At 59.3% G+C, this 14,010-nt stretch carries 12 protein-coding genes; 9 read left to right on the plus strand and 3 right to left on the minus strand.

The window, feature by feature from the left end; genetic code table 11:
* Positions 1-232: 232 nt before the first annotated feature.
* From sctC to ACEN2T_RS03080, 5 genes are all read left to right on the plus strand, one after another.
* Positions 233-1,681, plus strand: coding sequence for a type III secretion system outer membrane ring subunit SctC (sctC, locus tag ACEN2T_RS03060; RefSeq protein ID WP_442116289.1), 1,449 nt, complete (start codon positions 233-235; stop codon positions 1,679-1,681).
* A gap of 15 nt (positions 1,682-1,696) precedes the next feature.
* Entirely contained in the window at positions 1,697-1,921 is a 225-nt protein-coding gene (locus tag ACEN2T_RS03065) for a FliM/FliN family flagellar motor switch protein (RefSeq protein ID WP_032887609.1), read from the plus strand.
* 142 nt (positions 1,922-2,063) lie between these two features.
* Positions 2,064-2,462, plus strand: coding sequence for a winged helix-turn-helix domain-containing protein (locus ACEN2T_RS03070; RefSeq protein WP_032888085.1), 399 nt, complete (start codon positions 2,064-2,066; stop codon positions 2,460-2,462).
* Positions 2,455-2,916, plus strand: a complete 462-nt coding sequence (locus ACEN2T_RS03075) for a transglycosylase SLT domain-containing protein (RefSeq protein WP_338104851.1) — start codon at positions 2,455-2,457, stop codon at positions 2,914-2,916. The genes ACEN2T_RS03070 and ACEN2T_RS03075 overlap by 8 nt, the downstream gene beginning before the upstream one ends.
* An 86-nt stretch (positions 2,917-3,002) precedes the next feature.
* Positions 3,003-4,022 carry a quinone-dependent dihydroorotate dehydrogenase gene (locus tag ACEN2T_RS03080; protein WP_095185350.1) on the plus strand — a complete coding sequence of 340 codons (1,020 nt, stop codon included), beginning with the start codon at positions 3,003-3,005 and terminating at the stop codon, positions 4,020-4,022.
* Positions 4,023-4,145: 123 nt separating this feature from the next.
* Here the strand turns inward: ACEN2T_RS03080 and rmf are convergent, their stop codons facing one another.
* On the minus strand, positions 4,146-4,361 hold the full coding sequence (gene rmf, locus ACEN2T_RS03085) for a ribosome modulation factor (protein WP_002553055.1): 216 nt from the start codon (positions 4,359-4,361) through the stop codon (positions 4,146-4,148).
* 532 nt (positions 4,362-4,893) lie between these two features.
* On the opposite strand from rmf, the gene rlmKL reads away from it, so the two are divergent.
* Both rlmKL and ACEN2T_RS03095 read left to right on the plus strand, forming a co-directional pair.
* On the plus strand, positions 4,894-7,161 hold the full coding sequence (rlmKL, locus tag ACEN2T_RS03090) for a bifunctional 23S rRNA (guanine(2069)-N(7))-methyltransferase RlmK/23S rRNA (guanine(2445)-N(2))-methyltransferase RlmL (protein ID WP_032887613.1): 2,268 nt from the start codon (positions 4,894-4,896) through the stop codon (positions 7,159-7,161).
* Between the two features lie 137 nt (positions 7,162-7,298).
* Entirely contained in the window at positions 7,299-9,695 is a 2,397-nt protein-coding gene (locus ACEN2T_RS03095) for a sensor domain-containing diguanylate cyclase (protein WP_099602944.1), read from the plus strand.
* Between the two features lie 52 nt (positions 9,696-9,747).
* Here ACEN2T_RS03095 and dacB read toward each other — a convergent pair whose 3' ends face one another.
* On the minus strand, positions 9,748-11,208 hold the full coding sequence (dacB, locus tag ACEN2T_RS03100; RefSeq protein ID WP_032887618.1) for a D-alanyl-D-alanine carboxypeptidase/D-alanyl-D-alanine endopeptidase: 1,461 nt from the start codon (positions 11,206-11,208) through the stop codon (positions 9,748-9,750).
* Positions 11,209-11,446: 238 nt separating this feature from the next.
* Here dacB and ACEN2T_RS03105 point away from each other — a divergent pair, with 238 nt between their 5' ends.
* Positions 11,447-11,791 carry a YggL family protein gene (locus ACEN2T_RS03105; RefSeq protein ID WP_016979277.1) on the plus strand — a complete coding sequence of 115 codons (345 nt, stop codon included), beginning with the start codon at positions 11,447-11,449 and terminating at the stop codon, positions 11,789-11,791.
* A 37-nt stretch (positions 11,792-11,828) separates the two neighbouring features.
* On the opposite strand, the gene ACEN2T_RS03110 is transcribed toward ACEN2T_RS03105, so the two are convergent.
* Positions 11,829-13,019 carry a benzoate/H(+) symporter BenE family transporter gene (locus ACEN2T_RS03110; RefSeq protein WP_095185353.1) on the minus strand — a complete coding sequence of 397 codons (1,191 nt, stop codon included), beginning with the start codon at positions 13,017-13,019 and terminating at the stop codon, positions 11,829-11,831.
* 226 nt (positions 13,020-13,245) lie between these two features.
* Here ACEN2T_RS03110 and ACEN2T_RS03115 point away from each other — a divergent pair, with 226 nt between their 5' ends.
* Positions 13,246-14,010, plus strand: coding sequence for a GntR family transcriptional regulator (locus tag ACEN2T_RS03115; protein WP_017134778.1), 765 nt, complete (start codon positions 13,246-13,248; stop codon positions 14,008-14,010).

The raw sequence follows: 14,010 nt of genomic DNA on the forward strand, positions 1-14,010 counted from the left end.
TTCAAAAAAAAGCGCCGTTCCCTCAGATGGCGATGCAAGGCCATTGCGGGTAACGACGCCTTTGTCCGTAAGCTCGCTCCGCCGTTGGAGTGCGCTCTGATACCGAGTGCAAAGCAAGGCACATGCCACGGGCCTGGAAGCGCTGTCGGCCGTCACCTTTCCATCAAGATTGAAAATGGACGGCCTCTCAGTATGGCCGCCTCTCACTGCCAGGCCGCCCAGGAAACCTACGGTGTACGCTGACTTCCCCTTAACGACTCCCTGCCTCTGGCTACTGCTTGCCGCGCTGATGCTGGGAGGTGCCGATGCCCATGGCGAAACCTATCAGGCGCAGGACGAGAGCCTGCATACCGTCTTTACTGCCTTGTCCGTGCCTATGGGCCTGCCCATTGTCGTGAGCAGTGAAGTGGCGCGCACACGCATCAGTGAAGTCATTGACCTCGATACACCTCAACACGCCCTGGAGACGCTTGCATTGCAATACGGCTTGATCTGGTACGGCGACGGGCAGGCGCTCTACCTCTATGACGTCAGCGAAGCAAAAAGCTCGACCGTGACGTTGTTGCATATATCCGTCGACAGGTTTCGTGCCCTCATGCGCCGCTCTGGGGTTGATGAAACGCGCTACCCCCTTAGGATCAGCGGAGCTCGGACATTCTCCGTGTCGGGTCCGCCTAATTATGTCGATCAGGTGTTGCAACTGGCCCAATTGATGGACCTTGAACGTGCTGATTTGCGCGTGGGTACCCAGGCGTTTGCTGTCGTCCAGGTACTCAACACCCATGTTGCTGACCGGGTGTACTCCATGGGCCCGGAAAAGGTCACGGTGCCGGGGATCGCGTCGCTGATCGACACCCTGCTGGCGTCTGAGGAGGACGGACCGCTGGCCGACAAGAGTCTGGCGGTGATCCCCTATTTGGATACCAACAGCCTGCTGATCAAGGGCGAACCTGAGCAATTGGGTTTCATCGAGCGATTGATCGCCGAGTTGGACACACCCAAGCGGTCTGTCGAAGTCTCGCTCTGGATGGTGGACGTGGAGCGTGACGACCTGAAAAAACTGGAGCCTGCCTGGGATAAGGAGGCGAAGGGTCAGGCCACGCGAATCCTGGAACCGATTGACGATAACCGCTTGATGGCGCAAATCGCCACGCTGGAGCATCGGCGGCGAGCGAAAGTGATGACGTTACCGGTGATTCTCACCCAAGAGAACGTGCCAGCGGTATTTCAGGATAACCACACCTTCTATCTGCCCGCTCCCGGACAGGATCATGCTGATTGGAAGCCTGTGCATTACGGCTCCCAAGTCAGCGTGTTACCGCGTTTTGCCGAAGCGAATCAGATCGAGATGCTTCTCCACGTTGAGGATGGTCGCCAGATGAGCCAGGTAGGTCGGCGCGGCAAACCGAGCGCGGTCGGACGGGTGAGTGTCAGTAGCGTGGTGCAAGTGCCGCAGGGCAAGCGCCTGTGGTTGGGGCCGTTTAGCCGTGAGGCCAATGAGCAGGGACGAAACGCCGTATCAAATGGCTCGGCCAAGGTTCGTCTGTTTGTGATTCAGTCCCGGGCCGTGGGTAGCGAGAAGGCCTTACCGGCAGGCGTTGGTGCGCCACCGTTGACTGCGGCGCAATACGAACGTGTGCAACGTGCGTTTGTGCACCCGGGTCGCGATATCTCTCCGTGAAAAAGGTGCTAACCCGTGCATATGGAAATTCTTCTACAGGAACAACTGGTCAGTTTCAGGCGCCTTTCAGCCTTTGCGCCTGGGAAGGTGCTGCCATTGGCGCCTGGAATCAACCACTGCGTGGAGGTTCGGGTTAACGGCCGGCTATTGGCGTTGGGGGAGTTGGTGCAGTTGGAGGATCGCCTGGGGATTGAATTGCACGAGGTCTATCGAAAAGGGGCATCTGACAGTTGTAAATGAACGGTCTTACAGGGTGATGCTGAAAAGCGGCGGCTGTATGGGTTTTTTCCTAGCGTGGGCTGCAAGGCGGTTTTTTATAGTCATGACGTGGGCACAAGAGCCAGTACTGGAAATAAGGAATGAGTCGGATGCCGAGGTGGATATGGCCGTCGTGAATGATGGGTTGACTGCGACTTCCCTGTATTTCTCCCAGTGGATACTGCATGGCGATGGTCGTCTAAGCGGTAAAGTCAGCGATGTTCAGTTGCCGCCCAAGGAGCTGCATGTTTTGCGGTTGCTGCTTGCCTCTGGCGGTGTCCTGATGACCAAGGATCATTTGCTTGAACTGGCCTGGCCACAAGGGGAGGTCGCGGAGGAGTCACTGACCCGTTGCATTTACTCGCTGCGCAAGCATCTTGGAGCCGACAAGGGTTTTATCAAGACCATCTACGGTCGTGGGTATCGCTTCACCTGTCCGGTGAACGTTGAGCGGCATGGGGCCGGGCATACGGATGCCGCGCAGCACCTGTGTTCGGCCTGTGGCCAGCTCAGGCGTGGCTAAGCTGTGGCGCAGGCTGCTGTTGCTCAGCCTATTGATCAGCGCAAACCAGGCGTTTGCCTACTGCTGGGAGGAAACCGCCAGTCGCTACGGTATCGAGCCTGAATTGCTGCAGGCTATCGCTGCCGTGGAGTCGGGGTTTCGTGCAGATGCGATCAACCACGCAAACCAGAATGGTACGCGTGACATCGGCCTGATGCAGATCAACAGTATCCATTTGCCCCGCTTGCTCAAGCTGGGCATTACCGAGGAGCGGCTGTTGAGTGAGCCGTGCCTCTCAGTGGAAGTAGGCGCTTCCATACTGGCCGATTTCATTCAGCGTTTTGGCTACAACTGGACGGCGGTAGGTTCCTACAATGTTGGCGCCGGCTCAGGCCCTCAGCGCGACGCATTGCGCATGCGCTATGCAGAGAAAATCTGGGCACGCTATGAGTTGCTCGTACAGCAGCGCTATTGATGTTTGGGTAGCACGCCTCGCGTGCACCCCGTCACCCCGGCTATAATCGCCGCCACCTTTCGCCGCCATCCGAGTCTAGCCCGCCCATGTATACCCTGGCCCGCCAGCTGTTGTTCAAACTCTCCCCGGAAACCTCCCACGATCTGTCCCTGGACCTGATCGGCGCCGGTGGCCGCCTGGGGCTCAACGGCCTGGTGTGCAAGGCACCCGCAAAAATGCCGGTATCAGTGATGGGGCTCGACTTCCCCAACCCGGTCGGACTGGCCGCTGGCCTGGACAAGAACGGCGCGGCCATCGATGGCTTCGCGCAACTGGGTTTCGGTTTTGTCGAGATCGGCACCGTGACGCCACGGCCGCAGCCCGGTAACCCCAAGCCGCGGATCTTCCGCCTGCCTGAAGCCGAGGCGATCATCAACCGCATGGGTTTCAACAACCTCGGCGTCGATCACCTGCTGTCGCGGGTTGAGGCTGCGAAGTACAAGGGCATCCTCGGCATCAATATCGGCAAGAATTTTGATACACCGGTTGAGCGAGCGGTGGACGACTACCTGATCTGCCTGGACAAGGTCTACGCCCACGCCAGCTATGTCACCGTCAACGTCAGCTCGCCGAATACACCGGGCTTGCGCAGCCTGCAGTTCGGTGACTCCCTCAAGCAATTGCTCGAAGCCCTGCGCCAGCGCCAGGAAGATTTGGCAGTGCGCCATGGCAAGCGCGTGCCGCTGGCCATCAAGATCGCCCCGGACATGAGTGACGAGGAAACCGTACTGGTGGCCCAAGCCCTCGTGGATTCGGGTATGGACGCAGTGATCGCTACCAACACCACCCTAAGCCGTGTCGGCGTCGAAGGGTTGGCCCATGGCGACGAAGCCGGTGGCCTGTCAGGTGCGCCGGTGCGGGACAAGAGCACCCATATCGTCAAGGTGTTGGCTGCTGAGTTGGCCGGGCGTTTGCCGATCATTGCAGTGGGCGGTATCACCGAAGGCAAGCACGCAGCCGAGAAGATCGCTGCCGGCGCGAGCCTGGTGCAGTTGTACTCCGGGTTTATCTACAAAGGCCCGGCGCTTATTCGTCAATCGGTGGATGCGATAGCGGCATTGCGTTGAAAGATCGCCCAATAAAAAGGGCTCCTTAAAAGGAGCCCCTGGGCCGAAGCCCGCCGCCTTGAGAGGGCGTGCGTGGTTAAGTCGTCATCTATTCGTGGTGGTGTCGGAATTAAGTGCCCTTGATTAGCCGACGGCGTGAAGTTCGTTGAGTCTGTGGATTCCCGCAGTGCCAGTCATACCGTCCCAGTTGTCGCCTCGTCCTTCTCGCCAGCCGTTGATCCAGGCTTGGCGTACCGACGGTAGAGTAAATGGGCAAAGCTCACGGGATTTGCCATGAACGCCATATTGATATCCGCGTAAAAAAGCTCTTTCCAACGGATCACGCTTAAGTCTTCTCATAGGGTGTTTCCCTCACTTGTTGACTGTCTTGATATCCTTCGGCCTCGTCTGAGGCCGGGCAGAGTTTTTCTGCCGTTGGTGGGCTCGCTGCCGGCGTGGCGAGCCTAGGTGTTGGCGTCGTTACGGCGCCAACCTGTGTTGAGTTCTAACCAATAGGTCACACGGATTCAATGATCGTTTTGTCATAAGCACGTAACGATTACGATGCTATAGCCATAAGCTGGGATGGCTTTTCGCCCCTTTTTTGAGGCAAAGCCAGCTATGATGCACCCTGCAAAGAGGATGGGTTTAATCCTTTAGTGAGAATGCTGGCCCGTTGCGGTCGGTTACTATTCGACGAAGGGTCGGAATATTTCTTTTTGTTGCTTAAAAAAATCACTCTGCCCCGTCAATAAAGGCTCAAGGGCCCGTCAGACGGGGTGGGACGGCACATTCGTGCCACGCGAGCACTCTTCGAGAAAAGTGCTTGATTGAAAACCGAACCGGTGATGCGTCGCCCGTTCATTTATTGCTGAAAAGCCTGGAATGCCCCATGTCGGACCGTTTTGAACTCTTCCTCACTTGCCCCAAGGGCCTCGAAGGCCTGCTGATCGAGGAAGCCGTCGGGCTTGGCCTTGAGGAAGCCCGCGAGCACACCTCGGCCGTGCGCGGCATGGCCGACATGGAAACCGCCTATCGCCTGTGCCTCTGGTCGCGCCTGGCCAACCGCGTGTTGCTGGTGCTCAAGCGCTTCCCGATGAAGGATGCCGAAGACCTCTACCACGGCGTGCTGGACATCGAATGGGCCGACCACATGGTCTCCGACGGCACCCTGGCGGTGGAGTTCAGCGGTCACGGTTCGGGCATCGACAACACACACTTCGGCGCGCTGAAGGTCAAGGACGCGATCGTCGACAAGCTGCGTACCCCGACCGGCGAACGCCCGTCCATCGACAAGATCAACCCGGACCTGCGCATTCACCTGCGCCTGGACCGTGGCGAAGCAATCCTGTCCCTCGATCTTTCCGGCCACAGCCTGCACCAGCGTGGCTACCGCCTGCAGCAGGGCGCGGCGCCGTTGAAGGAAAACCTGGCGGCGGCGATCCTGATTCGTGCCGGCTGGCCGCGTATTGCTGCCGAAGGCGGCGCGCTGACTGACCCGATGTGCGGTGTGGGGACCTTCCTGGTCGAAGGCGCGATGATTGCCGCCGACATGGCCCCCAACCTCAACCGCGAACTGTGGGGCTTCACCACCTGGCTTGGCCACGTGCCGGCGCTGTGGAAGAAACTTCATACAGAAGCCACTGAACGTGCCGCCATCGGCATGAACAAAACTCCGCTGTGGGTGCGTGGCTACGAGGCTGACCCCCGTCTGATCCAGCCCGCGCGCAACAACATCGAGCGTGCTGGTCTGAGCCATTGGATCAAGGTGTACCAGGGCGAAGTCGGCACCTTCGAGCCGCGCCCGGACCAGAACCAGAAAGGCCTGGTGATCTGCAACCCGCCCTACGGCGAACGTCTGGGTGACGAAGCCAGCCTGTTGTACCTCTACCAGAACCTCGGCGAGCGTCTGCGCCAGGCCTGCATGGGCTGGGAAGCCGCGGTGTTCACCGGCGCACCGGACCTGGGCAAGCGCATGGGCATTCGCAGCCACAAGCAGTATTCGTTCTGGAACGGCGCGTTGCCGTGCAAATTGCTGCTGATCAAGGTCAACCCGGATCAGTTCGTTACCGGCGAGCGTCGTACCCCGGAACAGCGCCAGGCTGAACGTGAGCAGGCCGTTTACGACCAAGCCCCGGTCGAGCCACAAGAGCGCCAGTACAACAAGAACGGCAACCCGATCAAGCCAGCCCCGGCTCCTGTGGTCGAGCAGGCGCGCCTGAGCGAAGGCGGGCAGATGTTCGCCAACCGCCTGCAGAAGAACCTCAAGCTGCTGGGCAAGTGGGCCAAGCGTGAAGGGGTGGATTGCTATCGCGTGTACGACGCCGATATGCCCGAATACTCCATGGCCATCGACCTGTACCACGATTGGGTGCATGTGCAGGAATATGCCGCGCCGAAGTCCATTGACCCGGAAAAAGCTTCCGCACGTATGTTCGATGCGCTGGCGGCGATCCCTCAGGCGCTGAACATCGACAAGAGCCGCGTGGTGGTCAAGCGTCGTGAGCGCCAGAGCGGCACCAAGCAGTACGAGCGTCAGAGCGCCCAAGGCAAGTTCACCGAAGTCAGTGAAGGCGGCGTGAAGCTGCTGGTCAACCTCACCGATTATCTCGACACCGGCCTGTTCCTAGACCATCGCCCGATGCGCATGCGTATCCAGAAGGAAGCGGCCGGCAAGCGTTTCCTTAACCTGTATTGCTACACCGCCACCGCCAGTGTGCATGCAGCCAAGGGTGGCGCGCGCAGCACCACCAGCGTTGACCTGTCCAAGACCTATCTGGACTGGGCGCGTCGTAACTTCTCCCTCAACGGGTTCTCCGACAAGAACCGCCTGGAGCAGGGTGACGTGATGGCCTGGCTGGAGGCCAGCCGCGATGAGTTCGACATGATCTTCATCGACCCGCCGACCTTCTCCAATTCCAAGCGCATGGAAGGCATTTTCGACGTGCAGCGTGACCACGTGCAGTTGCTGGACCTGGCGATGGCACGCCTGGCACCGGGTGGTGTGCTGTATTTCTCGAACAACTTCCGCAAGTTCGCGCTGGAGGAAAACCTCAGCGAGCGCTACACGGTCGAGGAAATCAGCGACAAGACCATCGATCCGGATTTTGCGCGCAACGCCAAGATCCATCGGGCCTGGAAAATCACCGCTCGCGGTTAACCAACAGCCTGAAGCCGCAAGCCTGGTTTAATCCGGTCTTGCGGCTTTTTTACGCTGGTCAAACTCTGGGCCGATAGCTATAACTTAAGGCCTAGCCAAAGTGACACCCCCGCACGCTGGCGTTGTGAGTGTTGCTTATGCCGATGCAAGCCGTTCGCCCGAAAATCCTAGGCTTTATCAGTGAACAGGCGTCGGCTTGGCTGGTGGCATTGGTGGTGTTTCTGGCGGGCTGTACCCTGACGCTCATCGTCGCCTGGGCGTCCTTCGATCTCTATCAACAACAGGTGCGCCAGCGTTTCCAGTTGCTGGTCAACGAGCGGTATACCCGCCTGCAGGAACGCTTCGAAGATCAGGAACAGCGCTTAAACAGCCTGCGGCGGTTCTTCGTCAATTCCGACGATGTGTCCCGTGAAGAGTTCGATGGTTTCGCCCAGCCTTTGCTATTGCGCACCCGGGCCTACGCCTGGGCGCCGCGCGTGTCTCGCGATCAACGCAGCCAGTTCGAACAAGAGGTGTCCCGCCAGCGTGGTGCGCCCTTTGTCATCCGTGAGTTAAATAGCGCCGGAGAACTGGCCCCGGCGCCTGAGCGTGATGAATACGTGCCGGTGCTCTACAGCCAGACTCAAAGTCTGCTGGGCTCGCCACTGGGTTTTGATCTGCTGGCCCAGCCCCTGCGGCGCTCAGCCCTTGAGCGCGCACAAAAAAGCGGCAAGCTGGCGGTTTCCCAGCCCATGCAACTGGTAGGCGTTGAGCCTGCTTATGCCACTGGGGTATTGCTGGTGGCGCCGGTCAGTCACCTGTCCACTTCCGAGCAGTCCCAGCATGAGCCCTTTGGCTACGTGATGGCCGTGATCAGCATGCGCCAGTTAGTAGCTGACGGCTTGCCCAAGCCGGAACGGGACAACCTGGTGATGCAGATCGTCGATACCTCCGACCTACAGAAACGTGTGCTCTACGAATCGAGCAATAGCGTGGCAAACGGCGACCTGATCGGTGCGCGCCGTCTTACCTTGGGGGACCACGTTTATGCCCTGACCCTGCGTCCGAGCCAGGTGTTCGACCAGACTAACCATTCTTCGTTGATCACGATCCTGACGATGGGCGGGTTGCTCAGCCTGTTGCTCAGCGCCTTGCTCTATGTGCTGGTCAGCCAACGCCAGCGCGCCGTGAAGCTGGTGGAACAGCGTACCGTGCAGTTGCGCCTGCGTGAGCAGGAGTTACGCGGTGCCCATGGCCAACTGCGCAGTGTGCTGAATGCGGCGACCCAGGTCGCCATCATTGCCACCGACTTACGCGGCGTCATCAACACCTTCAATGCCGGTGCCGAACAAATGCTCGGGTTCTCAGCCGAGCAGGTGGTGGGTAAGTTGACCCTGGAAAGCTTGCACTTGGCGTCGGAACTGGAAGCCCGTGCAGCTAGCCTGAGCGTGGCCTTGGGCAAGCGAATCCCTGCCAGTCAGGCGATGCTGGTCGAGAGCCCGGATAACCTGCACGAAGCCCGGGAATGGACCTTGGTGCGCGAGGATCGCAGCCAGTTGACTGTGAACATGCTGGCCACTGTGTTGCTGGATGATCACGGTTTGTGGATCGGGCACTTGGCGATTTACCTGGACATTACCGAGCAAAAACGCGCTTACGAAGCATTGGCGGCCCGTGACCGCCTGCTCAAGAAACTCAGCGCCCATGTGCCCGGCGGTATCTTCCAGTTCACCCTGGAGCCCCGCGAAAACTGGCGGTTCATCTATGCCAGCGATGGTATGCGCGACATTTATGAAATCGAAACCGGTGTGTTGCAGCAGGACGCGAAGAAAGTTTTCGAGCGTATCCACCCGCTGGACGTGGAGCGGGTACGAGCCTCGATTCGCCTGTCGGCGTTGCAGTTGAGCCATTGGCGCGAAGAGTACCGGGTGCAGTTGCCACAACGGGGGCTGCGCTGGATTCGCGGCGAAGCCACACCGGAAGAGTTACCGGGTGGCGGTACGCTGTGGCATGGCTACGTGTCGGACATTTCCGATTTGAAGCGGGTTGAAGAGGAGCTACGCGCACTGTCCATCACTGATTCCCTGACCGGAATTCACAATCGCCGCTATTTTCAGGACCGACTCAGGGCCGAGATGGTGAGGCTCAATCGGACCAGCGGGGCATTGTCGGTGATCATGCTCGATATCGATCACTTCAAGCGCATCAACGACAAGCATGGTCACGCGGTCGGCGACGCGGTGTTACAGGAGTTGTGCAAACGCATCGGCCAACGCTTGCGTCGTTCCGACGTTTTCTGTCGGCTGGGTGGCGAGGAATTCATGGTGCTCTGCCCCAACACCGGTGGCGAACAGGCCTACAGCCTGGCGATGGAATTGTGGCAGTCGCTGCGCAACGAGCCTATGGAAGCGGTGGGCATCGTCACTGCCAGTTTTGGTGTGGCCAGTTGGCGGATCGACGAAGGCATTGATGGGTTGTTGCTGCGCGCCGACTCGGCCGTTTATGTCGCCAAGCAGGCGGGCAGGGATCGGGTAGAGGCGACGCCGCTGTGTTGAGTGACCTTTGTGGTGAGCGGGCAAGCCGCTCACCACAGGCCCCAGTTCAGCGTCAGAGTACTGGGGCTGAAGCTGCCAATTTAGGTTGGCGATACAGGTCCAGCAGCACCTGATCCAGCACCGACGAAGCGCCCCATGGCTTCGGATCGTTGAGAATCGCCACCACCGCCCAGGTATTGCCGTTGTTGTCGCGGCTGAACCCGGCAATGGCGCGTACGGTGTTCAAGGTGCCGGTCTTGACGTGGGCTTCGCCGCGCATCGCAGTGGTCTTCAGGCGTTTGCGCATGGTGCCGTCGGTGCCGGCAATCGGCATCGAACTGATGTATTCGGCAGCGTAAGGGCTTTTCCAGGCGGCTTGCAGCATCGCGGCCATCTCGCGGGCGCTGACCCGTTCGGCACGGGACAGCCCGGAGCCGTTCTCCATCACCAGATGCGGTGCAGTGATACCTTTTTTCGCCAGCCACTGACGCACTACACGTTGCGCGGCCTTGGCGTCGTCGCCGTCGGCATCGTTGCGAAACTGCGCGCCCAGGCTCAGGAACAACTGCTGCGCCATGGTGTTGTTACTGTATTTGTTGATGTCGCGAATGATTTCCGCCAGGTCCGGCGAGAATGCGCGGGCCAACACCTTGGCATCCTTGGGCACGGGTGCCTGGATATCACGGCCCTGGATACTGCCGCCCAACTCCTGCCAGATTGCCCGCACGGCGCCGGCGGTATAGGTGGCATGGTCGAGCAGCGACAGGTACGTCTGGGAGCTGCAGCCGTCGCCCAGTTGGCCACTGACGGTGACCGTCACGCTGCCATCGGCGGCAGTGACCGGGTTGTAGCGCACGTCGCCGGTGCATTGCTTGGCGTTGGAAACCTTGACCTGATTGTCGATGCGAATACTGGCGATCGGCGGCTCCACCGATACGATCACACGGCCTGAGTCGTTGCGGGTCACAAAGCGCAGGGCCTTGAGGTTGACCAGCAGGGCGTCGGGCTTAACCAAGAAGGGCTTGTTCTCGTCGTTGCCGTCGTCATTGAATTCCGGCAGTTGTGGCGGGATAAAGAAGCCACGGTCCAACACCAGGTCGCCGGTGACTTGCTGTACGCCATTGGCGCGCAGGTCGCGCATCAGCAGCCAGAGTTTTTCCATGTTCAGCTTGGGATCACCGCCGCCCTTGAGGTAAAGGTTGCCATGCAACACGCCGCCGCTGAGGGTGCCGTCGGTGTAGAACTCGGTTTTCCACTGGTGGTTGGGGCCGAGCATTTCCAAGGCGGCGTAGGTGGTAACCAGCTTCATGGTGGACGCGGGGTTTACCGAGACGTCAGCGTTGAAGACGGTGGGGGTGCCAGGGCCGTTCAGGGGGATCATCACCAGTGACAGCGCGGTGTTTTGCAGCTTGGCTTTGGCCAGGGCCTGCTGAACATTCGGGGGGAGGGTGTTATTGACTGGGGCAGCTGTGGCGCTGAGGGCCAGTGGCAAGAGGAGACCGGCTAGCAAGACTGAACGTAAAGATTTGATCATAAGAAATGAAACCCTACTGCTGAGGAGGGTGAAAAAGGCGAGGGGTAAATAGGAAAAATCCCTCATTGGTCATGAAAGTGTCGGCATTATGCCCCAAGGTGGGCGCGCTTGTGGCTGAACCATAGCTGGAAATCAGCGTTTTTTTTACAGGCAAAGTGCCGCCTGTCCCAGAGAGTCGGGCAATCGTCGCCTTAAACTGCTAAAGTGCCGCCCGTTATTACTTATGAGGATTGTTCCAATGGCGACTAACCGTTCCCAGCGTCTGCGCAAAAAACTGTGCGTTGATGAATTTCAAGAGCTGGGTTTCGAACTGAACCTGGACTTCAACGAAGGCCTGAGTGAAGAAGCTATCGACGCTTTCCTCGAAGCATTCATCAAAGAAGCCATGGAAGCCAACGGTCTGGGCTATGTCGGCGGCGATGACTTCGGTCTGGTTTGCCTGCAGAAGCGTGGCTCGGTCTCCGAAGAGCAGCGCGCTGCTGTTGAAGCCTGGCTGAAAACCCGTTCCGAGCTGACCAAGGCTGAAGTCAGCCCGTTGCTGGACGTGTGGTATCCGGAAAAGCCGATCAACGCGGCTAAGTGATACTGAAAAAAACGGCGACCTGAGGGTCGCCGTTTTTTTATGCCTTGCGCCAGTTCAGAATCAGCAGCGTCAATACCCCCGCCACAATCCCCCAGAACGCCGACCCGATGGAAAACAACGTCAAGCCTGACGCGGTGACCATAAAGGTGATCAGCGCCGCTTCCCGTTCCTTCGGCTCATTCATGGCGATACTCAAGCCGTTGATGATCGAGCCAAACAACGCCAATGCCGCAATCGACAGCACCAGCTCCTTGGGCAATGCTGCGAACAATGCCGCCAACGTGGCGCCGAACACGCCAGCAATCCCGTAGAAAACCCCGCACCACACGGCCGCGGTGTAGCGTTTGTTGCGGTCTTCGTGGGCATGGGGCCCGGTGCAGATGGCTGCGCTGATCGCCGCCAGGTTGATGCCATGGGAGCCAAAAGGTGCCAGCACCAGCGAGGCCAGGCCGGTGGCTGTGATCAGTGGTGATGCCGGCACGTTATAGCCGTCGGCGCGCAACACGGCGACGCCGGGCATGTTTTGCGAAGTCATTGCCACCACAAACAGCGGAATGCCGATGCTGATCGTCGCGGCCAGTGAGAAGTGCGGCGTGGTCCAGACCGGCGTCGCGACTTCCAGGTGGAAGCCGCTGAAATCCAACAGCCCCATCACCCCGGACAGCGCGGTGCCGATCACCAGCGCGGCCAGCACCGCATAACGTGGCGACAGACGCTTAATGATCAGATACGTGAAGAACATTCCCAGCACCAGGCCGGTGCGATGCTGCGCGGCAACGAAAATCTCGCTGCCGATCTTGAACAGGATCCCTGCCAATAAGGCCGCCGCCAGTGAGGCAGGAATGCGTTTGACCAGTTTTTCAAAGCTGCCGGTCAGCCCGCAGATCGTCACCAGCACCGCACAGGTGATATAGGCACCGATGGCTTCGCCATAACTCACGCCGCCCAGGCTGGTGATCAACAGCGCCGCGCCAGGCGTGGACCAGGCAATGGTGATCGGTGTGCGATAGCGCAGGGACAGGCCGATGCTGCACACCGCCATGCCGATGGAAATTGCCCAGATCCATGAGGAAATCTGCGCGGTGGTCAAGCCGGCGGCTTGTCCGGCTTGGAACATCAGCACCAGGGAACTGGTGTAGCCGGTCATCATCGCAATGAAACCCGCGACGATGGCCGATGGAGAAGTGTCGGCCAGCGGGCGCAAAGGCGCTTGAGTGGCTTCGGTCATGGAGAGGTGTTCCTTTTACCTGGGTATTTGCCGGTGATGGCGCAGATTCAAGCCTAAACTCAAACGTAACTAGTCATTGCAATACAGCCGCCGGCGCAATCAGCCGTACAGTGTGTTGGCGCATTGGGTTGTGTACAATGTGCCGTGTTTTTAGGTGATACTTGCCAGCGACCCTCGCTTGCCGTATTACCGTTAATTCGCCGCCGTTCTCCAAACCCGAGTGCCCATGAACGAACAGTTGCAACCTCTCAAGAAACAACCGCGAGCCGGCAAGGCCGGTCGCAGCGGAACCCAGGACGATATCGTCTATGCGCATATCTTCGAGGCCATCCTCGAACAACGCCTGGCGCCCGGCACCAAATTGAGCGAAGAAGCACTGGGCGAAATCTTCGGCGTAAGCCGCACCATCATTCGTCGCGCACTGTCGCGCCTGGCCCATGAAGGCGTCGTGCTGCTGCGGCCCAATCGCGGCGCGGTGGTGGCGAGTCCAAGCGTGGAAGAGGCGCGCCAAGTGTTCCTGGCACGGCGTCTGGTGGAGCGGGCGATCACCGAGTTGGCGGTGCAGCATGCTACCGCCGAACAACTGGCCGAGCTGCGCCAGATGGTCAACGACGAGCGCGACAGTTTCTCCCGTGGTGATCGCGGTGCGGGTATCCGCCTCTCCGGCGAATTCCACCTCAAGCTGGCCGAAGCGGCAAAGAACGCGCCGCTGATCAGCTTCCAGCGCAGCCTGGTGTCCCAGACCTCACTGATCATCGCCCAGTACGAAAGCGGCAACCGCTCGCACTGTTCGTATGATGAGCACACCCAGTTGATCGACGCGATTGAAGCGCGGGACGCGACACTGGCGGTGAATTTGATGATGCATCACATGGATCACATCGACAGCAAGCTCAACCTCGACGAGGAAAGTGCGTCGGATGATTTGCATGCGGTGTTTTCGCATTTGCTGCAGACCAAAAAGCCGGGGCGTTCTTCGGTCAAACTGTAA

The sequence above is a fragment of the Pseudomonas sp. W22_MBD1_FP4 genome (assembly GCF_052113765.1).
Taxonomy (GTDB): Bacteria; Pseudomonadota; Gammaproteobacteria; order Pseudomonadales; family Pseudomonadaceae; genus Aquipseudomonas; species Aquipseudomonas sivasensis.